Consider the following 20950-nt stretch of genomic DNA (forward strand, 5'->3'; position numbering starts at 1 on the left):
CCCCCCCCCCCCCCCCCCCCCCCCCCCCCCCCCCCCCCCCCCCCCCCCCCCCCCCCCCCCCCCCCCCCCCCCCCCCCCCCCCCCCCCCCCCCCCCCCCCCCGTCCGGAGGACGGTGCGCTCAAAGGCCGCGGATCAGGTGCCGGAAGAACTCGACGCCCCGCTCCAGGGTCTCGACCCGGATCCGCTCGTCCGCGGCGTGCAGCGCCCCGAGCTCCTCGCGGCTGAGGTCGAAGGGCATGAACCGGTACACGCTGTCGCTGATGGCGTGGAAGTGCCGGGCGTCGCTGGCCTGCACCATCACGTAGGGCGCCACGGTCGCGTCGGGGTAGACGGCCAGCGCCGAGGCCCGGATGGCGGCGAAGGCGTCGTTGTCGGCCCGGGAGATCGTCGTCGGGTCGCTGCCCGAGACCACCCGCACCTCCACGGCCGGGTCGCCGATCACCCGGCGCAGCCGGTCGACCGTCGACTGCACCGTCTCGCCCAGCGCGATCCGGATGTTCAGGTGCGCCGTCGCCCGGGTGGCCAGGACGTTCGCCGCCCGGCTGCCCTCCAGCTGGGTGACCGCCACGGTGGTGCGCACCATGGCGTTGGCCTCGCGGCCGGCGCGGGACAGGACGGCGGCCAGGGCCGGCCGCAGCCGGTGCGCCCGGCCCAGGACGGCGCGCACCGGTGCGGGCGCCTTCGGCCGCACGGCCTCGATCATGCCGAGGACGACGTCGTTGAGGCGGGCCGGGAACGGGTGCTCCTCCAGGGCGACGATCGCTCGCGCGAGCCGGGCCGGCGCGCCGTTACGCGTGGGGGAGGAGGCGTGCCCGCCGGGGTCGCTGGTGGCCAGCTCCACGTCCAGCAGGCCCTTCTCGGCGAGCCCGACGACGCCGATCTGCCCGGGCACCCCGGGGAACATGCCGCTCACCACGGCGCCGCCCTCGTCGAGCACGGCCCACGGCCGGATCCCCCGCGCGCGCAGCGAGTCCACTGCAAGCTGGGCACCGACCCCGGCGACCTCCTCGTCGTTGCCGAAGGAGAGGTGGACGTCGCGGCGCGGGGTGAAGCCGGCCGCCGCCAGCGACTCGACCGCCTCGATGATCGCGACCAGCGAGCCCTTGTCGTCGATGGCGCCGCGGCCGTGCACGACGCCGTCCTCGATCGAGCCGGAGAACGGGTCGCGGCTCCACTCCTGGCCGTCGACGGGGACGACGTCGTAGTGGGCCATGAGGACCAGCGGCGGCTCGTCGGTCGTGCCGCGCCACCGGTACAGCAGGGCGCCGTCGCCCAGCACCTCGCGCTCCAGCACCTCGTGCGTGGCCGGGTAGAGCTCGGCCAGCCGGTCGCGGAACCGGGCGAACACCGCCTGGTCGACCCGCTCGCGGTCGCGGGAGGAGACGGTGGGGATGCGGATCAGCTCCGCCAGCCGTTCGGCCGCTCCGGTCGTCACGCCCGGCTCCTCTCGTCCGCCGTGGGCAGGGGCTGGTCGGTCACCGGTCCGTCGGAGAAGGCCAGCCGTGGCACGAACACCAGGGCGACCGCGGCCAGCAGCGCCGTCGTCCCGCAGACCACCCAGACCGTGATGTAACCCGACAGCGAGCCGGCGGTGCCCGCCGACCCGTCGGGCAGCAGCGGCACGTTCGAGGCCAGCGCGATGGCGAAGGCGGCGGAGGCGAACGACCCGCCGAGCACCTTCGTGGTGTTGGTCAGCCCGGTGGCGACGGCCGTCCGGCCCACCGGCGCCGCCGCGGCGGCCGCCGCCGGGAGCGCGGCGACCAGCGCCCCGGAGCCGAGGCCGGCGATCGCGATGCAGGCCAGCATCTGCGCCAGCGTGTCGTGGAAGGGCACCAGCAGCAGGTAGCCGACGCCGGTCAGGGTCGCCGCGCCGATCAGCGTGCGCCGGGGCGTGGTCAGCCGGCTGACCCGGGAGAACTGGCTGGCGCCGACCAGCATGGAGACGACGTACGCACCGATGACGATGGACACCTCGCTGGTGGAGAGCCCGAGGCCGTAGCCGTAGACCTCCGGGTCGGTGCGCGCGAACGTGGAGAGCGGGCCCTGGGCGCCGAGCACGCTGATGCCGAAGAGGCCGGCGGTCAGCTGGACCGGCCACATCGAGGAGCTGCGCAGGACCCGGAAGTCGACCAGCGGGTCGTCCTGGCGCAGCTCGTACAGCACGAACGGGACGAGCAGCACGAGGCCGAGCGCGGTGACCGCCCACGGCCACAGCGCATCCTCGTTGAGGCGGACGAAGCTCAGCCCGCCGGTGATGACCAGCAGCACCAGGCTCAGCAGGGCCGCGCCCGTCGCGTCGACGCTGCCGCCGGTGCGGTCCTCGCTCTCCGGCACGAGGAAGGCCACGATCGCGCAGACGCCGACGACCAGGACCAGCGGGGCCAGGAGCACCAGCCAGAAGGTGCCGGCCAGGCTCTGCCCGATCTGCCCGCCGCCGAGCGCACCGACGATGGCGCCCGCCTGCAGCGCGGCCACGATCAGCCCGGTCGCCCGCCGGGTCTGGCTCGCGGCCCCGGGCGTCCGGCGCGACCGGTCCCAGATCAGCGCCACCTGCAGCGGCAGCCAGACCACGTACATGCCCTGCAGCGCCCAGGCGACGAGGAACAGCGGAAAGCTCTGGGCGAAGGCGAGCACGACGGTGGACAGCGCGACCACCACGGCGGACCACAGCAGCACCCGGCGGTGGCCGTAGAGGTCGCCGAGCTTGGCCAGCACCGGCACCGCGATGGCCGAGAGCATGAGCTGGGCCGCCTCGAGCCAGTTGACGTCGGCGTCGTTGACCCCGAGGTAACGCGCGATGTCGGTGAGCAGCGGGACGTAGTAGCCCTGCAGCACGCCGCTGGTGAACTCGACGAATACCAGGTAGCCGACGAGCCCTCCGCCGATCCCCGCGATCCGGCCGGTCCGCCGTGCCGTCTCCGTGCGTGCCACCAGGCATCCCTTCGCCGAGCGCCGGGCCCGGCGCGGGAAGTTGGCAGCGTAGTGGTCGCGATCACGCTGGTGGGGGCTCCGGTGCGGAGAGTCCCCCGGTCGGAGCGCCGCGCCGCCGTCCCCGGTGTCGTGCGCCCGGCGTCAGAGCGGGGCGCGGGAGACGGGGCAGGACATGCAGCGCGGGCCGCCCCGGCCGCTGCCGAGCTCCGAGCCGGCGATCCGCACCACCTCGATGCCGGCGGCCTCGAGTGCGGCGTTGGTGACGGTGTTGCGCTCGTAGGCGACCGTCAGGCGCGGGGCCAGGGCCAGGGTGTTGTTGCCGTCGTCCCACTGCTCGCGCTCGGCGGTGACCGGGTCCAGCCCGGTGTCGATCACCCGCAGCTTGTCGATGCCCATCGCGGACGCGGCCGCGGTGAGGAACGGCTGGGGGCCGGTGACGGCGAGGTCGGTGGTGTCGGCGTCGTCGGCGATCCCGTACGGAGCCTTCACGGTCCAGGCGACCAGCGAGTCGGCGACCGCGGGATACATGACCATCGCGTCGACGTCGACCATCGTGGCGATGGTGTCCAGGTGCATGGTCGCCCGCTCCTGGGCGATCGGGACGACGAGCACCGTGTGCGCCAGGCCGCGGGCGAACAGCCGCCGCGCCAGCCGCTCCGCGCCGCCCGGTGTCGTCCGCTCGCCCACCCCCACGGCGACGACGCCCTCGGCCAGCAGCAGCACGTCACCGCCCTCCAGGTGCTCCAGGCCGGGCCCGTACAGCTGCTCGGACCCGGCGAAGCGCGGGTGGTGGGTGTAGATGGCTTCCGTGATCGTGCTCTCCCGGTGCCGCGCCGGCATCGCCAGCGAGGTCACCGCCACCTCGTCGCCGATCCACACCGAGGAGTCCCGGGTGAACAGCAGGTTGGGCAGCGGGGGGACGACGAAGTCCGAGCGGTCCATGAGCTGGTAGGCCAGCCCGTGGCCGCGCAGCTCGTCGTGCGCCAGGCCCGCGATCAGCGCCGTCGCCATGTCCTCGGGGGAGAGCCAGGCCAGGTGCCGCGTGGCGTCGCGCTGCAGGGTCGCGCCCAGCCGCGGGTCGTCGACGGCGGCGCCGATCAGCTCGGCCCGGGCGGCCGGGAAGGCGAGGACCTCGGCCAGCAGCGTCGCCAGGTGCAGCACCTCGACGCCGCGGTCGGTGAGCGCCTGGGCGAACGCGTCGTGCTCCTCCTGCGCCCGGGCCACCCACGGGACGCCGTCGAAGAGCAGCTGGTCGTTGTTGCGCGGCGTCAGCCGGCGGAGCTCGGGGCCGGGCCGGTGCAGCATCACCGTGCGCAGCGGGCCGACCTCGCTCGTGGCGCCCGGGGTCGCGGCGGATCCGATCATGGGAGCCAGGCTGGCACACCTGGCTCCGGCGCCGCCCGCTGCGGCCCTCGTTAGGGTGCCGGAGGTGGTGCCGACGACGGCGCCGCGACGCCGAACCGGAGGTACCCGTGGACCTGTTCGACCTGACCGGCAAGGTGGCTGTGGTCACCGGTGGCACCCGCGGCATCGGCCTGATGATGGCCCGGGGGCTGCTGCAGGCGGGGGCGAAGGTCTACCTCAGCTCCCGCAAGGCCGAGGCCGGCGACGCCGCCGTCGCGGAGCTCGCCGAGTTCGGCACCGCCGTCTCGATCCCCGCCGACCTCTCCACGGAGGCGGAGTGCGTGCGGCTGGCCGAGGAGGTGGGCCGTTCCGAGGAGCGGGTGCACATCCTGGTGAACAACGCCGGCGCCACCTGGGGCGAGCCGCTGGAGACCTTCCCCGAGTCGGCGTGGGACAAGCTGCTCGACCTGAACCTCAAGTCGCCGTTCTTCCTCACCCGCGCCTTCCTGCCGAAGCTCGAGGCCGCGGCCGCCGAGGGCGACCCGGCGCGCATCGTCAACGTCGGCAGCATCGACGGCCTGCACGTCAACCCGATGCCGACCTACTCCTACGCCGCGAGCAAGGCCGGGCTGCACCACCTCACCCGGGTGCTCGCCAAGGAGCTCGGGCCCAAGGGCATCACCGTCAACGCCGTGGCGCCGGGGCCGTTCGAGTCGAAGATGATGGCCGCCACGCTGGACGCCTTCGGGGCCGAGATCGCCGCGAAGTCGCCGCTGGGCCGCATCGGGCGTCCCGACGACATGGCGGGCGTCGTCGTCTACCTCTCGTCGCGGGCCGGCGCCTACGTCACCGGCGCGGTCATCCCCGTCGACGGCGGGATCGCCACGACCGCCTGAACCACCGGGCGAGATCTGCACACTGGCCCTCATCAGGCCGCTGATGGGGGTCAGTGTGCAGATCTCGCCCGTTCAGTCGGGGAGCAGGACGCCGGGGTTGCAGATGCCGCGCGGGTCGAGCCGCTGCTTGACCGCCCGCAGCACCTCCACGCCCAGCGGCCCGATCTCGCGCTCCAGCCACGGGCGGTGGTCGGCGCCGACGGCGTGGTGGTGGGTGAGCGTGCCGCCCGCGGCCAGCAGCGCGTCGGTCGCCGCCCGCTTGGCGGTGAGCCACTGCTGGATGGGCAGCGCGTCGTCGCGGTCGGCGATCACGGTCAGGTAGAGCGACGCGCCGGTGGCGTAGCCGTGCGAGACGTGCGCCAGCACCAGCGGCCGGTGCCCGCCGCGGGTCAGCGAGCCCTGCAGCGCGCGGCGGGTGGCGTCGTACACGGTGGGCAGCGCCGTCCAGGTGGCCGCCGTCTCCAGGGTCTCCACCAGCAGGCCGCCGTCCATCAGCCGGTCGCGCAGGTACGGCCCCTCGAACCGGTGCCGGCGCCAGGAGTCGCCCACCCGGCGGCCGAGCCGCACGGCGCCGCCGTCGCGCAGCAGCGAGGCGGCGGCCCGCATCCGGGCGCGCACCAGGTCGGGCACCCCCTCCCAGCCCACGACGAGCATGCAGCCCTCGCCGCGCCCCCGGGCCCGCAGGCTGCCGCGCAGCGCCTTCGCCCCGGCGCCGGCGGCCATGAGCAGGTTGGCGCGGGTCTCGTCGGCGTCGGAGAGCCGGACGACGTCGGGCAGCAGGTCGTGCCGGGCGAGCAGCTGGAGGGCGGCGAGCCCCGCCGGCCAGGTGCGGAACGACCAGCCCTCGTAGGCGCTGGCCGACGGCTTGGGGCGCACCCGCAGCGTCAGCTCGGTGATGACGCCGAGGGTCCCTTCCGAGCCCAGCGCGAGGCCGAGCAGGTCCGGGCCGGCGGCCGAGGCGGGCGGGGAGCCCAGCTCCAGCACCCCGGACGGCGTGGCCAGCGTGAGGCCGGCGACCAGGTCGTCGAACCGGCCGACCCCGGTCGAGGACTGCCCGGCCGACCGGGTCGCGGCGTAGCCGCCGAGCGTGGCGAACTCCCAGCTCTGCGGCAGGTGGCCGAAGGTGAGGCCCTGCTGGGCCAGCGCCTGCTCGAGGGCGGGCCCGCGCATGCCCGGGCCCACGGTGACCAGCGAGGAGGGCACGTCCAGCGCCTGCACCGACGACATGCGCGACAGGTCGACGGCGATGGCGGGCCGGTCGTCGGGGTCGACGCCGGCCAGCCCGCCGACGACGCTGGTCCCGCCGCCGAACGGCACCACGACGATGCCGCGCTCGCTGCAGAGCGCGAGCAGCGCGGCGGTCTCCTCGGTGGTGCCGGGCAGCACCACGGCGTCGGGCGCGTCGGAGGCGTCGCCCTCCCGCCGGCGCAGCAGGTCGAGGTAGCTCTTGCCGCCGGCCCGCCGCAGCCGCGACTCCCGGTCGGTGCGCACGTGCTCCTCGCCGAGCAGGCCGGCCAGCGCCGCGCGGTCCTCCTCGGGGAGCCGGCAGGGCGCCAGCCGGATCTGCGCCACCGGCACGGGCGGCGTGGACCGCGGCTCCCAGCCCAGCTCGCGGGTGAGGTGGCGGCGCGCGGCCTTGGTCAGGGCGCCATCGGGGCTCTCGTCGCCCTGGGGGGCGGGGCGCGGGCCCCAGCCCTGGATCGTCAGTTCCGGCTGCTCGGGCACGGCTACAGTCTGCCGGTGCCGCAGCGCTGGACAGCCAGGTGATCGGCTCCCTGTCACCCGCTCGGCGGGCCCGGGACCTCGCGGAGGTGGCCGGCGCGACCGTCGACCTGGTGGTGGTCGGCGGGGGTGTGACCGGCGCCGGGGTGGCGCTGGACGCTGCGTCGCGCGGGCTCTCGGTGCTCCTGTGCGAGCGCGTCGACCTGGCGGCGGGCACCAGCCGGTGGTCGTCGAAGCTCGTGCACGGCGGCCTGCGCTACCTGGCGCACGGGGAGATCGGGCTGGCGCGGGAGAGCGCCCGCGAGCGCGCCGTCCTCATGCGCGCGACGGCGCCGCACCTGGTGCGTCCGCTGCCGTTTCTCGTGCCCGACGCGGCCGGCCGCGACGTCACCGCCCTCGCCGGGCTCGGCGGGCGGCTCGGTGACGCGGTGCGCTTCTCGGTGCCCGGCGGCCGGGGCTCGCTGCCCCCGACCCGGCGCGTGGACGCCGCCGACGTCGGCCGGCTGGTGCCCGGGGTGCGGGCCGGGGGCGGTGGCGTCGTCTTCTGGGACGGGCAGCTGACCGACGACGCGCGCCTCGTCGTCGCCCTGGCCCGGACGGCGGCCGCGCACGGGGCCCGCGTCCTCACCGGCGCCACGGTCACCGCCGTCGACGGCGCCGATGTGCACGTCACCACCGACGAGGGGTCGCTGACCGTGCGGGCCGGCGCGGTGGTCAACGCGGCCGGGGTGTGGGCGCAGCGCCTGGCGCCGCGGCTCCGGCTCGTGCCCTCGCGTGGTTCGCACCTGGTGGTGCCGGGCGTGCGGCTGAGCTCGCCGGCGGCGGCGCTGACCGTGCCGCTGCCGGGGTCCCGGTCGCGGTACGTCTTCGCGCTGCCGCAGCCCGACGGGCTGGTGTACCTCGGGCTCACCGACGAGCCGGTGGAGGGCCCGGTGCCCGACGACGACGCGGTGCCCTCCGACGCCGAGGTGCGGCTGCTGCTGGACACGGTGAACCAGGTGCTCGCCGAGCCGCTGACGGCTGCGGACCTGGTGGGCGCCTACTCCGGTTACCGGCCGCTGGTGCTGCCCGAATCCGCCGGCACCGGGCCGGGGGACAGCACCGCCGACCTCTCCCGGAAGCACCTGCTCGCCTGGGACGGACCGGTCCTCTCCGTGGTCGGCGGGAAGCTGACCACCTACCGGGCGATGGCGCAGGAGACCGTCGACGCCGTGGTCAGCCGCCTGGAGCGGGGCGCGACCCGCTCGGTCACGGACCGACTGCCGCTGGTCGGAGCGGCGCCGCGGGTGGCCCTGGACCGGGTGGCCGCCCCGGCCCGACTGGTCGCCCGGTACGGCACCGAGGCGCCGGCGGTCGAGGCGCTCGGGCCGGCGCTGGTGGTGGCCGGGCGACCGGAGACGGTGGGGGAGCTGCGCTTCGCCGTCCGCCACGAGGGCGCGCGGACGGTGGCCGACCTGCTCGACCGCCGCACCCGCATCGGTCTGGTGGCGGCCGACCGCGAGCGGGCGGTGCCGGTGGCCCTGCAGGTGCTCGCCGAGGGCTGATCCGGCGGGGACGCGCTCGGGGGGTCCTGCGCGTGGTCCGGGGGTGCTGCACGACCCAGGGAGCGCGGGGAGCACCCCCGCAGCGGGCGCCGTCTCGTGCAATGGGAACGCTGTTTCGCGGGGTGGGACCCGGGTGCACGATGCGGGCGTGGACACCTACACGCACGGGCACGCCGAGCCGGTGCTGCAGTCCCACCGCTGGCGGACGGCGGAGAACTCGGCGGGCTACCTGCTGCCGGCGCTGCGCCGGGGCCTCGACCTGCTCGACGTCGGTTGCGGCCCGGGGACGATCACGGTCGACCTCGCCGCGCGGGTGGCGCCCGGCCGCGTCCTGGGGCTCGACGTCTCACCGGAGCCGCTCGACGAGGCGCAGGCGTTCGCCGCCCGCGCCGGCGTGGCGGTGATCTTCGCCGTCGGCGACGTCTACTCCCTCGACCTGCCCGACGCCTCGTTCGACGTCGTCCACGCCCACCAGGTGCTCCAGCACCTCACCGACCCGGTGGCCGCGCTGCGGGAGATGGCGCGGGTCTGCCGGCCGGATGGGCTGATCGCCGTGCGCGACGTCGACTACGCCGCCACCACCTGGTTCCCCGCCGACGACGGGCTGGACCGCTGGCTGGCGCTCTACCAGCAGGTCGCCCGGCGCAACGGAGCCGAGCCCGACGCCGGGCGCCGGCTGGTGGGCTGGGCGCACGCCGCCGGGCTGCGGGACCTCACGGTGTCTGCGTCGGCGTGGTGCTTCGCGACCCCGGCCGAGCGGGAGTGGTGGGGCACCTCGTGGGCGGGGCGGGCGACGGCGTCGTCCTTCGCCGAGCAGGCGCTGGCCTACGGGCTGGCGACGCCCGAGGAGCTGCAGCGGATCGCCGACGCGTGGCTGCGCTGGGCCGGCGCGGACGACGGCTGGCTGGGCATGCTGCACGGCGAGCTCCTCGTCCGCGTCTGAGGCTCACGCCGCGGCGCGCAGGCCGTCCTGCGCGCCGAGCGCCGAGAGGCTGCGGCGGACCCCGACGGCGACCGCGCCGAGGGCGAAGAAGCCCTCGTCGTCGGAGACCGTGCTGCTCCGGACGAGGCCCACCAGCCGGTGCAGCGCGCCGACGGCGCGGGCCAGCCGGGCGTCGCGCTCACCGGGCGCCGTCCCCTCGCCGGCGCGGAGCACGTCGGCGAGCCCGTCCAGGGCCTCGGCGAGCACCCAGCCGGTCCCGGCGTCGGCGTGGTCGATGCCGCGCCGGTGCGGGTGGAACTCGACGACCAGCGAGGTGAGGTCGTCGACGAGCACCGCGACGCGGTCGACCGCACGGGACTCGGCGCGGATGCTCTCGGCCCGCCCCTTCCAGCGGCGGGCCCGGGGGTTGGCGAGGCGGGCCCGGTCGACCTGGCGCTCGGCGGCGCGCATGCGGTCCAGCGCGCCGTCCAGCCGGCGGTTGCGCTCGGTCCATTCGCCCGGATCGGGGACCTGCCCCTCGCGCAACGTCCCGGCCATGTCGGAGAGGTGCTCGGCGAGGACGGCGCGGGTGGCGGCGATCCGGTCGACGGCCTGGGTGAGCTGCAGGGGTGGGAAGAGCACGGCGGTGACCAGGACGCCGATGGCGGCGCCGACCAGCGTCAGGCCGGCGTACCGCAGGACGTAGGGCCCGGGCTGACCGGCCCCGACGGTGATCATCAGGACCGCGGCGAAGCTGACCCAGGCGGCCTGGTCCCGCAGGAGGCGACGCCACTGCTCGACCCCGATGGCCAGGGCGACGATCAGCGCGATCGTCAGGGCGTCCGGGACGGTCCGGGTCAGCTCGTACACGGCGTAGGCCAGGGCGAAGCCCATGAGCATCGCGAGGACGCTGCGCCACGCCGCGCTCGCCGAGTCGGCGATCGTCGGGTGGACGGCGATCACCGCGCCGAGCGGGGCGTAGTAGGCGTACTCCGACAGCAGCGGCGGCAGCATCACCGCCACCTGCCAGGCCAGCCCCGCAGCGACCGCTGCCCGCACCCCTCGCTGCGCCGCCGGGCGGTGCAGCCACACCCATACGGCCCTCATCCCGCCCAGGATGACCGGTGCCGCGGCTCGGGCGCGCGCCGGGTCCCGGGGCGCGGCACGGCGCCGCCGGACGGGGTGACGCCGACCTGACCGGGCGCCCGGGGAGCGGCAGCCGCTACCGTCATGGGAACTGCCGCGCGCCGGTGCAGGTCGCGGTGCGCAGACGAGGAACGACGACGAGCCCGATGACGACGTCGGGCGGGGAAGGCGTTGCCGCGATGTGGGAGTACGTGACCGAGCGTGCCGATCTCATCGCCTTCCAGGCCTTCCAGCACGTCAGCCTGGTGGTCCAGTGCGTGCTCCTCGGCTCGCTGATCGCCGTCGCGCTGGCGGTGCTGGTCTACCGGAACCCGACCGCGACGTCGGCTGCCAACGGGTTCTCCGCCGTGGGCCTGACCATCCCCTCGTTCGCGCTGCTGGGGATCCTGCTGGCGCCGTTCGGGTTCGGCATCACGCCCGCGGTCATCGCGATCACCTTCTACGCGGCGCTGCCGGTGCTGCGCAACGCGGTCGTGGGGCTGGCCGGGGTCGACCGGTCGCTGGTCGAGTCGGCCCGCGGCATCGGGATGAGTCGGGTCCGCACCCTGCTGCGGGTCGAGCTGCCGCTGGCCTGGCCGGTCATCCTCGCGGGCATCCGGGTGTCCACCCAGATGGTCATGGGCATCGCCGCGATCGCCGCCTACGTGCTGGGGCCCGGGCTCGGCGGCTTCATCTTCTCCGGGCTGTCCCGGCTCGGCGGGGCCAACGCCCTCAACTCCACGCTCACCGGGACGATCGCGATCGTCCTGCTGGCGCTCGTCCTCGACCTGCTGCTGGTGCTGGCCGGCCGGCTGACCACCCCCAGGGGGATCCGTGTCTGAGACCCTGCCCGCTCCGACGTCCGCTGCCGGGTCCGGCAGCGACCGGCACATCAGTGGTGTGCCGATCCGGCTGGAGGGCGTGACCAAGCGCTATCCCGGTCAGGAGGTCCCCGCCGTCGACGACGTGACCCTGGAGATCGCCGCCGGGGAGACGGTCATGTTCGTCGGCCCGTCCGGCTGCGGGAAGACCACGCTGCTCAAGATGATCAACCGGCTGATCGAGCCGACCGGCGGGCGCATCCACCTCGGTGACGAGGACGTCACCGACCAGCAGCCCGACCAGCTGCGCCGGCGGATCGGCTATGTCATCCAGGCCGGTGGGCTGTTCCCGCACATGACGGTGGCGACCAACATCGGCCTGGTCCCGAAGATGCTCAAGTGGGACGACGCCCGGGTCACCGCGCGGGTCGACGAGCTGCTCGACCTGGTGGGCCTGGACCCCGACCAGTACCGCGACCGTTACCCGCGCGAGCTCTCCGGTGGCCAGCAGCAGCGGGTGGGAGTCGCCCGCGCTCTGGCCGCGGACCCGCCGGTGCTGCTGATGGACGAGCCGTTCGGCGCCGTCGACCCCATCACCCGGCAGCGCCTGCAGGACGAGCTGATCCGCATCCAGGAGGAGCTGGGCAAGACGATCGTCTTCGTCACCCACGACTTCGACGAGGCGGTGAAGCTCGGCGACAAGATCGTCGTCTTCGACGTCGGCGCCCGGGTGGTGCAGTACGACACCCCCGAGCGGATCCTGGCCGAGCCGGCCGAGGAGTACGTCGCCGACTTCGTCGGCGCCGGCGCCACCTTGAAGCAGCTCACCCTGACCAGGGTGGGCGACGTGGAGCTCGAGCGGCCGACGACGGCGACCGTCGGCTCGGACTCCGCGACCGCGGTGGCGGCGGCGCGGGCGGCCGGCGACGACTACGTGGTGGTGCTCGACCAGCGGGGGCGGCCGCTCAGCTGGCCCACGCTGGCCGAGCTCGAGCGGACCAGGACCGTGCCGGGCACCGTCGACGAGCGGCTCCCCGTGGTCGGGCTCCGCTCGACCCTCAACGACGCGCTGGACGCGATGCTGGCGGCCAGCCAGGGCGGCGTCGTCGTCACCGGGCGCCGGGACGCGCTGGCCGGCGTGATGGCCGTCGAGGCCGTGATGGCGGCCATCCAGCGCACCCGGAGTGGGGCGAACCGGTGACCGCCTCCACCGGGCTCCGCCCGGACGGGACGCCCGACCCGACCGCCCCCGAGCCCGCGACCCAGGCGGCCGACGAGCGCTCGGCGAGGGCCGACGCCGGCGGCTGGCGGGCCCTGCTGTGGCAGCCGGTCATGCTCGCGGTCGCGGTGCTGGCCTTCGTCGTCTGGCGGCTGACCGCCGACCTCAGCGAGACCGAGTCCCGCCAGCTGGGCTGGGACGCGCTGTCCCGGACCATCGTGCAGCACCTCCAGCTCACCGCGGCCTCCGCGGTCATCGTGCTGGTCATCGCGATCCCGCTCGGCGTGGCGCTCACCCGGGGCGGGATGCGGCGGTTCAGCCCGCTGATCATCGGCGTGGCCAACACCGGGCAGGCGGCCCCCGCCATCGGCCTGCTGGTCCTGCTGGCCGCCTGGGGCGGCTTCGGCTTCCGGACGGCGGTGATCGGGCTGGTGGTCTACGCGGCGCTGCCCGTCCTGCGCAACACCATGGTCGGCATCCAGGGCGTCGACGCCCGGCTGGTGGAGGCCGGCCGGGGCATGGGGATGAGCGCCCTGGCGGTGCTGCTCCGCGTGGAGCTCCCGCTGGCCGTGCCGGTGCTGCTGGCCGGCGTGCGGACCGCGCTCGTGCTCCTCGTCGGCACCGCGACGCTGGCGACCTTCATCAACGGCGGCGGGCTGGGGCTGCTGATCACGACCGGGATCAACCTGTCGCTCGACGCCCTGCTGATCAGCGGGGCGGTGCTGGTCGCCCTGCTGGCACTGGCCATCGACTGGCTGGGCCGTGTCGTGGAGCACGTCGCCCGGCCGAAGGGACTCTGATGCGCCCGCGCCCGCCCGCCGGACTCGTCGCACTGGTCGTCGCGGGCTGCCTGGCGACCAGCGGCTGCGGTCTCCAGGCGGCCACGCAGTACACCCCGCCGTCGGCACCCGGCAGCATCGAACCGATCGACGGCGCCGAGGGCGCCGAGATCGTCGTGGGCGCCAAGAACTTCACCGAGCAGCTGATCCTCGGCAAGATCGCGGTGATCGCGCTGCAGGTCGCCGGCTTCGAGGTCGTGGACCGGACCAACATCCCCGGCTCCGTCCCCGCCCGACAGGGCATGGTCGACGGCGACATCGACATGGAGTGGGAGTACACCGGCACGGCCTGGCTCTCCTACCTCGGCGAGGCGGAGCCGATCCCCGACCCGCAGGAGCAGTGGGCGGCGGTGCGGGACGCCGACGCGGCCAACGGCCTGACGTGGCTGCCGCCGGCCGAGGCGAACAACACCTACGCCTTCGCCGTCCGCAGCGAGGCGGTGCCCGAGCTGGGCGGCATCTCCACCCTCTCCGGGATCGCCGAGCTCCCGGTCGAGGAGCGGACGTTCTGCGTGGAGTCGGAGTTCGCCAGCCGCAACGACGGCCTGGCCCCGATGCTGGAGACCTACGGCATCCCGCTCGGGGACCCGCAGGGCGTGCCGCGGGACAACATCCGCATCCTGGACACCGGGGCGGTGTACGAGGCCACCGACGACGGGCTGTGCAACTTCGGCGAGGTGTTCACCACCGACGGCCGCATCCCCGCCCTGGACCTCACCGTGCTCGAGGACGACCGGCAGTTCTTCCCGGCCTACAACATCTCCCCGGTCGTGCTGACCGAGACCCTCGAGGAGCACCCCGAGCTGGCCGACATCTTCGGCCGGATCACCCCGCTGCTGACCGACGAGGTGCTGCAGGTGCTCAACGCGCGGGTCGACGTCGACGGGGAGGAGCCCGCCGACGTCGCGCTGGACTGGATGGTCTCCGAGGGGCTGGTCACCCGCGGGTGACCCCCGGGTGTGTGCGCCGGTGCCCGGTTCCGGTGCGGGAAACCGGGCGCCGGCGCACATGCCTGCTCAGCCTTGGCGCGCGGCATTCGCCTGGACGGCGGCGCTCACGTACTGCGCCAGGCCGGGCGCGATCCGCTCGTAGTACGCGGTGAACCGCTCGTCCTCCACGTACATCCGGCCGATCCCGGCGTGCATCTCCGGCGGGCAGTCGTAGAAGTTCCGGCTGATCTGCTGCCGGTGCTCCTCGGCGAGGTCCATCGCCCGCTCCGAGTCCGCGGGCACGCCGGCGGTGAGCGCCTCGGCGAACCGGCGCTCGACGTCGTCGGACTCCGCCTTCACCCGCAGCCAGTCGTCCTTGGTCATGGCGCGCGTCCGCTGCTGCGACTGCGCCCACGCCTCGGTGTCGCCCCACTTCTCCTCGGCCTCGGCGGCGTACTCCTCCGGCAGCCAGTCGCCGAACACCTCGAACCGCTCCTCCGGGGTCAACGAGATCCCCATGGCACGTGCCTCCATCTCCTTCTCGACGGCCGCGACCATCGCCGACGTCCGTTCCAGCCGGTCCCGCAGCAGCCGGTGCTGCCGGCGCAGGTGCTCCACGGGATCGGCGGACGGGTCGTCGAGCAGCGTCGCGACCTCCTCGAGGGGGAACCCGAGCTCGCGGTAGAGCAGCACCTGGTGCAGCCGCTCCAGATCGGCCGGCGCGTACTGCCGGTAGCCGGCCGACGTCCGTCCCGACGGCGACAGCAGGCCGATCCGGTCGTAGTGGTGCAACGTGCGCACCGTGACGCCGGCCAGCGCCGCGACCTCACCCACGTTCATCGGGTCCTCCCTTCTCCTGACACGTTGCAGGCAACAGCCTGACGTCGCGTCAGGGTCAAGCCCGTTCATGGACGACGTGGTGGCCACGACCCGTCGAGTGTCACGAACTCGTGGCCATCAGGCGCTGATGACCACGAGTTCGTCGCACTCGGCGCGGTTGCCGGGCCTCGCGGCCGGGGCCGGCCTCCCGAGGACGGGGCGCCGCCTAGGGTCGACCCGGTGAGCGAGGAACCGCGCGGCTGGGGCGCGCCGTTGCACGAGGCCGTCCTCGACGCCACCGGCGTGGGCCGCGGCACCCGCGTGCTCGACCTGGGCTGCGGCACCGGGCTGTTCGCGCGGGCGGCGGCCGACCGCGGCGCCCGGGTGACCGGCGTCGACCTCGACGCGGATGCCGTCGCGCAGGCCGCGGCGGAGGTGCCCGGCGGGACCTTCCTGGTGCGGCACGCGCAGGACCCGCCGCCCGGGCCGTTCGACGTGGTGGCCGCCGTGCAGCTGCTGATGCACGTCGCCGACCCGGTCGCGGTGCTGCGCCGGGCCGGGCGCGTCGGCGGCGTCGTCGCCGCGACGGTGTGGGGGCGGGACCGGGAGTGCGAGCTGCGCGTGCTGCAGCAGGCCCTGGCGCCCGGCCGCCCGGCGCGGACGCCGGCGGTGAGCGAGCCGGCCCGGCTGCGGGCGATGGCGGAGCGGGCCGGGCTGGTGGTCGAGCAGCTGCACGAGGTGCTCGTGCCCTTCGACTACGCCGACGCCGACGAGCTGCTCGTCCCGCTCCTGGCGACCCCGCTGGGCCGCGCCGCCACGCGGCAGGCCGGGCCGGACGTCGTGCGCGACACCGTGCTCGAGCACCTGGAGCCCTACCGCACGGGTGAGGACGGCTACCGGCTGCACAACCTGTTCCGGGTGCTCGTCGCCCGGCCGGGCGACGGGAGCATGCAGAGCCGGTCGTAGCGGTCCGATTCGTCACCCTGCTGCGGCAGGGTGCCGGCATGGAGACGACCGACCCGGACCAGAAGACCGTCCTGCACACCTACCTGCGGCAAGGGTGCGACGACCTCCTCGCCAAGCTGGACGGGCTCGACGAGTACGCCGTCCGCCGGCCGCTGACGCCGACCGGCACCAACCTGCTCGGCCTGCTCAAGCACGTCGCGTACGTGCAGCTGGGCTACTTCGGCGAGGTGCTCGGCCGGCCGAGCGGCCGGGCCTACCCGTGGGACGGCGACGGGGAGGACGACGCCGACATGTGGGCCACCGCCGAGGAGTCCCGTGCGGAGATCATCGAGCTCTACCGGTTCTCGGCCGCGCACGCGGACGCGACGATCGACGCGCTACCGCTCGACGCCGTGGGGGAGGTTCCCTGGTGGCCGGAGGAGAGACGGCGCCCCACGCTGCACACCCTCCTGGTCCACGTGGCGGCCGAGGTCGCCCGGCATGCCGGCCACGCCGACATCCTCCGCGAGACGCTGGACGGCGCGGCAGGGCTGAGCGCGGGCAACGCCAACCTGCCCGAGCGCACCGCGGAGGAGTGGGCCACCTACCGGGGTCGCATCGAGGCCGCCGCGCGCGCGGCGGCGGCCAGGTCCGGTGGTTCCGGAGGTGGTCCCGCCGCCGCGGGGTGAGGATCGCCGCATGGCTGACGAGATCTCACCCGACGACCCGTTCCCGCGCACCCGGATCTCCGTGAAGGGCGCCGAGATGGCGTACGTGGACGTCGGCACCGGGGAGTCGATCGTCTTCCTGCACGGCAACCCGACGTCGTCCTACCTGTGGCGCAACGTCATCCCGCACGTGCAGCACCTCGGCCGCTGCATCGCCCCCGACCTCATCGGCATGGGGCAGTCGGACAAGCTCCCCGACCCGGGCCCCGGCACGTACTCGTTCGAGACGCACGCCGCGTACCTGGAGGAGTTCCTCGACCGCGTCTTCGTCGGCGACCGCGTCACCCTCGTCCTGCACGACTGGGGCTCGGGGCTCGGCTTCGACTGGGCCGAACGCCACCAGGACCGGGTCCGCGGCATCGCCTTCACCGAGGCGATCGTCACGCCGATGACCTGGGACGACTGGCCCGCCGACGCCCGCAAGATCTTCCAGCTCATGCGGAGCGCGGACGGCGAGGCGGCGGTGCTGGACAAGAACGTGTTCGTCGAGCGGATCCTGCCGGCGTCGGTGGCCCGCGGGCTGACGCCGGAGGCGCACGAGGTCTACCGGGCGCCGTTCCGCGAGCGCGCGGACCGCTGGCCGGCCCTGGAGTGGCCGCGGTCGATCCCGCTCGAAGGCGAGCCCGCGGCCGTGGTGGAGCGGGTCGAGCGGTACGGGGCGTGGCTCGCGAGCAGCGACGTCCCGAAGCTGTTCATCGACGCCGACCCGGGATCGATCCTGGTCGGCCGCCAGCGGGAGGTAGTGCGCAGCTGGCCGGCGCTGACCGAGGTGACCGTCGCGGGCAGCCACTTCGTGCCGGAGGACTCGCCGCACGAGATCGGCCGCGCGGTGGCGGACTGGATCCCGACCCTGGGCTAGTCGCCACGGCCGCGCGTCACCGGGTGGCCACCTCCGGCGCGGCGCCCTCGACGCCGGGCTCCCGCGTGACCTCGGCGACCGCCAGGCGCTCGCGCCAGTCCCGCATGGCGGAGCGGTGCGGCTCGGCGATCGCGTAGGCGCGCGCCGCCGCGGCGTCGTCCCACCACGAGACGGTGCGGAAGCGCCGGGCCAGCGGCTCGGCCTGCAGCCGTACCGACCGGGCGCCCGGGGCGGCGACGGCCTGCCGGTGGACGGCGAGCGAGGTGCGCACGAAGGCGGGCACGTCGCGCAGTCGCCGCAGTCGCAGCTCGGTGCGGACGACGACGCCCGGGCCCGGACGTCGGTCGGGGGCGGTCCAAATGAGATCGGGGATCAGCGGCACGGTGGTCTCCTCGCTCGGCGCCAGCTTTACAGCTGTAAAGCACGGTAGCCGCCCTCTTTACAGCTGTAAAGTGCCGCTCGTGCCCCGAGACCTGCGCGCCGATCTGGTGACCGCCGCGACGACGCTGCTGGAGCGAGAGGGGTCGCTCGCCGCGGTCAGCCTGCGGGCCGTGGCCCGGGAGGCGGGGGTCAGCGCGCCAGCCGTCTACGGTCACTTCGCCGACCTCGAGGCGCTGCTGGGTGCCGTCCTGGACGAGGGGTTCGAGCAGCTGCGCGCGGCGGTGCTGGCCGCCGTCGACGCCGAATCCGACCCCGCGCGCCGGCTGCTCGCCGGGTGTCGGGCCTACGTGCTGGCCGGGCTGGCCGCGCCGGCCCGCTACCGGGCGATGTTCGGCCCGCGGAGGGTCGCCAGCGGGCAACGGGCCTTCGCCGTCCTGGTGGGCGGCGTCGAGGCGTGCATGGCCGCGGGGCGCTCCCGCAGCCGCGACCCGCACCAGGAGGCGACGCTGGTGTGGACGGCGCTGCACGGCGTCGTCACGCTGAGGTCCGCGGCGCCGGAGGTGGGCTGGCCCGACCTCGATGCCCAGCTGACGGCGCTCGTCGAGCGGCTGGCGCTGCTGGCGCCCCCGGTCAGCTGAGCGCCCGGACCGTCTCCACGACCGCGACCACGGCGAACACGAGGAACAGCCCCGCCGCGACCCGGCGGATCAGCGCGATCGGCAGCCGGTCGGCCAGCTTCTTGCCGAGGAAGACGGCGAGGCCGGAGACCACCAGGAGCGCGGCCCACGCGCCGACGAAGACCGACAGCGGCGCCTCGTAGCGCGCGGCCAGCCCCGCGGTCGCCAGCTGGGAGAGGTCGCCCCACTCGGCGGCGAACAGCACGCCGAAGGAGATCGCCGCCGCCCGCAGGAACGACGTCGGCTCGCGGCCGTCGGCGGCCGCTCCGGCGTCCTCCGCCTCGCCGGTCGCGCTGCGCCAGAGGATCACCGCCCCCACCAGGAACAGCAGCGCGACGACGCCGCTCACCAGCGCCTCCGGCAGCAGGGAGAGCAGCGAGCCCGCGGTGACGGCGATCGCCACCTGCAGGCCGAACGCGGTGGCGACGCCCACGAACACCGGCAGCGGGGGGAACCGGGTGGCGAGCACCAGGCTGGCGAACAGGGTCTTGTCGGGCAGCTCGACCGGGAGCACCAGGACGAACGCGGCCAGCACGACCGACCAGATCACGACGAGCCCTCCTCCGCGGCACTGCCGGGCGGAGCTCGGGCAGGCGACCTTCTCAGCGGCCAACGGTAGCGGCCGCCGGATGGGGCGGGCGGAGGGGTCAGGGGGTGGACACGGCGGATCCCGGCACCGGCCGCGGCGCGTGCGGGTGCCCTGCCCGGCGGGCGGCCTTCACCCGGTACATCGCGGCGTCGGAGGCGGCGAGCGCGGAGTCGGGCGTCTCGCCCGGCCCGCACAGCGCGACCCCGATGCTGATGCCCACGGCGTGCTCGGCGCCGTTGGGGCGGCGCAGCGGGCGGTCGAAGGCGGCGGTGATGCGATCGGCGATGACCTGCGCGGCCTGCTCGGAGCCGGCCTCCGGGCACAGCACGACGAACTCGTCGCCGCCGATCCGGGCCACGCTGTCCCCGGGGCGGATGGCGGCGGCCAGCCGGTGGGCCGCCTCGACCAGCACCTCGTCGCCGGCGGCGTGCCCGGCGGTGTCGTTGACCGGTTTGAACCCGTCCAGGTCGCAGTAGAGCACCGCCATCGGCCTTCGAGCCCGCTCGGCGGCGGCGAGCGTCTGGTCGAGCCGGTCGAGCAGCAGGTTGCGGTTGGGCAGGCCGGTCAGCGGGTCGTGCAGCGCGGCCTCGCGCAGCGCCGACTCCAGTGCCCGCTGCTCGGTGACGTCGGAGAGCGTGACCACCGCGCCGAGCAGTGCACCCTCGGCGTCGTGCACCTGCACACCGGAGCAGGAGACGTGCCGGAACGGCTCGCCGGGCACCGCGATGCCCACCTCGGCCTGGTCGAGCCGCCCCTCGGCGTAGACCCGGCGCAGCGGCACCTGATCCGGTGGCAGCGGCGCGCCGTCGACGTCGGTGAGCCGGTAGGTGCCGGGGATGTCCGTCGGCTCGACGGTGGGGTCGGCGTCCAGGCCGTGCCATCGGCGGCTGGCGGCGTTGAACAGGGTCACCCGGCCCTCGGCGTCGGCGCCGACGACGCCCACGGGGAGCACCTCGAGCAGCGCCTGGCTGAAGGCGGTGGACCGGGCCAGCACCTGGTGGGCGCGGGCGGTCTCGGCGCGGGCGAGCTGGCTGGCGGCGGCCAGGTCGGCGAGCTGACGGGCCTGCTGGGCGGCGCGCACCAGGGAGGCCACCGCGGTCGCGACATCGGCGAGCCGGGCGCGCTCCTCGTCGGTGAAGGCGTGCGGGGCGGGGTCGAAGACGCAGACCGCGGCCAGCGTGCGGCCGTCCACGACCACCGGGGCGGTGCCGAAGGCGCGCATCCCGGCGCGGCGGCCGTCGACCCACGGGCTCCGGGCGAACCGCGGCTCCGCCCTCAGGTCGTCGCAGGTCTGCACGCCCGGGCCGCGCTCGAGCACGATCGACACGATGGACCCTTCGCGCGGCCACGCCGCTCCCCGGAAGCCGTGCACCGCCATCACGTGCATGACGGGGGTGTCCATGGTGATCACCGAGGCCCAGGACGTGCCGGTGACGGCGGCGGCGACGCGCACCAGGCCCGCGAGCGCGGGGTCGGTGTCCATGACCGGCCGCTCGAGGTCCTCCTCGCGGGCACCCGGACCGCCGGGCACCGGCGTGGGCTCGGCCGTGCTGGTCATCCTGCGTCCCTCCGCGGGCGGGACCGGAGCATCCGGTCTCTTCAGTCTCGCAACGGCGTGCCGTGTCCGGCGGTTGAGTCCCCGGCGTGTTCCTTCCACCC

20 protein-coding genes are annotated in these 20950 nt (G+C 75.2%); 11 read left to right on the plus strand and 9 right to left on the minus strand.

Going from position 1 to position 20950, the window contains the following annotated elements; genetic code table 11:
- Positions 1-119: 119 nt before the first annotated feature.
- The 3 genes from ACI79K_RS19035 to ACI79K_RS19045 all read right to left on the minus strand — a co-directional run bounded on the left by ACI79K_RS19035 (position 120) and on the right by ACI79K_RS19045 (position 4297).
- Positions 120-1436, minus strand: coding sequence for a M20/M25/M40 family metallo-hydrolase (locus ACI79K_RS19035; protein WP_456590270.1), 1317 nt, complete (start codon positions 1434-1436; stop codon positions 120-122).
- The gene (locus tag ACI79K_RS19040; RefSeq protein ID WP_456590271.1) at positions 1433-2932 is read right to left on the minus strand and encodes an MFS transporter; all 1500 of its coding nucleotides are present in this window, start codon (positions 2930-2932) and stop codon (positions 1433-1435) included. Before ACI79K_RS19040 ends, ACI79K_RS19035 begins: the two co-directional genes overlap by 4 nt.
- A 141-nt stretch (positions 2933-3073) precedes the next feature.
- Positions 3074-4297 (minus strand): arginine deiminase, encoded by a 1224-nt coding sequence (locus tag ACI79K_RS19045; RefSeq protein ID WP_456600499.1) that lies wholly within the window; start codon positions 4295-4297, stop codon positions 3074-3076.
- Positions 4298-4404: 107 nt separating this feature from the next.
- Here ACI79K_RS19045 and ACI79K_RS19050 point away from each other — a divergent pair, with 107 nt between their 5' ends.
- Positions 4405-5172, plus strand: coding sequence for an SDR family oxidoreductase (locus ACI79K_RS19050; protein ID WP_456590273.1), 768 nt, complete (start codon positions 4405-4407; stop codon positions 5170-5172).
- 72 nt (positions 5173-5244) lie between these two features.
- Here the strand turns inward: ACI79K_RS19050 and ACI79K_RS19055 are convergent, their stop codons facing one another.
- Positions 5245-6897 (minus strand): FAD-binding oxidoreductase, encoded by a 1653-nt coding sequence (locus ACI79K_RS19055; protein ID WP_456590274.1) that lies wholly within the window; start codon positions 6895-6897, stop codon positions 5245-5247.
- A gap of 38 nt (positions 6898-6935) precedes the next feature.
- Here ACI79K_RS19055 and ACI79K_RS19060 point away from each other — a divergent pair, with 38 nt between their 5' ends.
- Both ACI79K_RS19060 and ACI79K_RS19065 read left to right on the plus strand, forming a co-directional pair.
- Positions 6936-8438, plus strand: coding sequence for a glycerol-3-phosphate dehydrogenase/oxidase (locus ACI79K_RS19060; protein ID WP_456600500.1), 1503 nt, complete (start codon positions 6936-6938; stop codon positions 8436-8438).
- 148 nt (positions 8439-8586) lie between these two features.
- Complete coding sequence (locus ACI79K_RS19065) at positions 8587-9381, plus strand: methyltransferase domain-containing protein (protein ID WP_456600501.1); 795 nt, start codon at positions 8587-8589, stop codon at positions 9379-9381.
- A 3-nt stretch (positions 9382-9384) separates the two neighbouring features.
- On the opposite strand, the gene ACI79K_RS19070 is transcribed toward ACI79K_RS19065, so the two are convergent.
- Positions 9385-10467, minus strand: a complete 1083-nt coding sequence (locus ACI79K_RS19070; RefSeq protein WP_456590277.1) for an FUSC family protein — start codon at positions 10465-10467, stop codon at positions 9385-9387.
- A 185-nt stretch (positions 10468-10652) separates the two neighbouring features.
- Between ACI79K_RS19070 and ACI79K_RS19075 the strand changes: the two genes are divergently transcribed.
- The 4 genes from ACI79K_RS19075 to ACI79K_RS19090 are packed head-to-tail and all read left to right on the plus strand — an operon-like array spanning position 10653 to position 14314.
- Positions 10653-11327, plus strand: a complete 675-nt coding sequence (locus tag ACI79K_RS19075; RefSeq protein ID WP_456590278.1) for an ABC transporter permease — start codon at positions 10653-10655, stop codon at positions 11325-11327.
- Positions 11320-12507 carry an ABC transporter ATP-binding protein gene (locus ACI79K_RS19080; protein ID WP_456590279.1) on the plus strand — a complete coding sequence of 396 codons (1188 nt, stop codon included), beginning with the start codon at positions 11320-11322 and terminating at the stop codon, positions 12505-12507. Before ACI79K_RS19075 ends, ACI79K_RS19080 begins: the two co-directional genes overlap by 8 nt.
- Entirely contained in the window at positions 12504-13325 is an 822-nt protein-coding gene (locus ACI79K_RS19085) for an ABC transporter permease (protein ID WP_456590280.1), read from the plus strand. Before ACI79K_RS19080 ends, ACI79K_RS19085 begins: the two co-directional genes overlap by 4 nt.
- Positions 13325-14314, plus strand: coding sequence for a glycine betaine ABC transporter substrate-binding protein (locus tag ACI79K_RS19090; RefSeq protein ID WP_456590281.1), 990 nt, complete (start codon positions 13325-13327; stop codon positions 14312-14314). The genes ACI79K_RS19085 and ACI79K_RS19090 overlap by 1 nt, the downstream gene beginning before the upstream one ends.
- Before the next feature lie 66 nt (positions 14315-14380).
- On the opposite strand, the gene ACI79K_RS19095 is transcribed toward ACI79K_RS19090, so the two are convergent.
- On the minus strand, positions 14381-15133 hold the full coding sequence (locus tag ACI79K_RS19095; RefSeq protein ID WP_456590282.1) for a MerR family transcriptional regulator: 753 nt from the start codon (positions 15131-15133) through the stop codon (positions 14381-14383).
- A 219-nt stretch (positions 15134-15352) separates the two neighbouring features.
- Between ACI79K_RS19095 and ACI79K_RS19100 the strand changes: the two genes are divergently transcribed.
- Genes ACI79K_RS19100 through ACI79K_RS19110 form a run of 3 tightly spaced genes read left to right on the plus strand, consistent with a single transcriptional unit; the run spans position 15353 to position 17644 of the window.
- Positions 15353-16078, plus strand: coding sequence for a class I SAM-dependent methyltransferase (locus ACI79K_RS19100; RefSeq protein WP_456590283.1), 726 nt, complete (start codon positions 15353-15355; stop codon positions 16076-16078).
- Positions 16079-16116: 38 nt separating this feature from the next.
- Positions 16117-16746: a DinB family protein gene (locus tag ACI79K_RS19105; RefSeq protein ID WP_456600502.1), complete on the plus strand. Its 630-nt coding sequence runs from the start codon at positions 16117-16119 to the stop codon at positions 16744-16746.
- A 10-nt stretch (positions 16747-16756) separates the two neighbouring features.
- Positions 16757-17644: a haloalkane dehalogenase gene (locus ACI79K_RS19110; protein WP_456600503.1), complete on the plus strand. Its 888-nt coding sequence runs from the start codon at positions 16757-16759 to the stop codon at positions 17642-17644.
- A 16-nt stretch (positions 17645-17660) separates the two neighbouring features.
- Here ACI79K_RS19110 and ACI79K_RS19115 read toward each other — a convergent pair whose 3' ends face one another.
- Positions 17661-18026 carry a hypothetical protein gene (locus ACI79K_RS19115; protein ID WP_456590286.1) on the minus strand — a complete coding sequence of 122 codons (366 nt, stop codon included), beginning with the start codon at positions 18024-18026 and terminating at the stop codon, positions 17661-17663.
- Positions 18027-18105: 79 nt separating this feature from the next.
- Between ACI79K_RS19115 and ACI79K_RS19120 the strand changes: the two genes are divergently transcribed.
- A complete protein-coding gene (locus tag ACI79K_RS19120) occupies positions 18106-18663 on the plus strand; it encodes a TetR/AcrR family transcriptional regulator (RefSeq protein ID WP_456590287.1) in 558 nt (185 codons plus the stop codon).
- Here ACI79K_RS19120 and ACI79K_RS19125 read toward each other — a convergent pair.
- Positions 18656-19252, minus strand: coding sequence for a TMEM165/GDT1 family protein (locus ACI79K_RS19125; protein WP_456590288.1), 597 nt, complete (start codon positions 19250-19252; stop codon positions 18656-18658). The genes ACI79K_RS19120 and ACI79K_RS19125 overlap by 8 nt on opposite strands.
- 97 nt (positions 19253-19349) lie before the next feature.
- Positions 19350-20849 (minus strand): diguanylate cyclase domain-containing protein, encoded by a 1500-nt coding sequence (locus tag ACI79K_RS19130; RefSeq protein ID WP_456590289.1) that lies wholly within the window; start codon positions 20847-20849, stop codon positions 19350-19352.
- Between the last annotated feature and the right edge of the window lie 101 nt (positions 20850-20950).

Source organism: Blastococcus sp. SYSU DS0616, assembly GCF_054051015.1.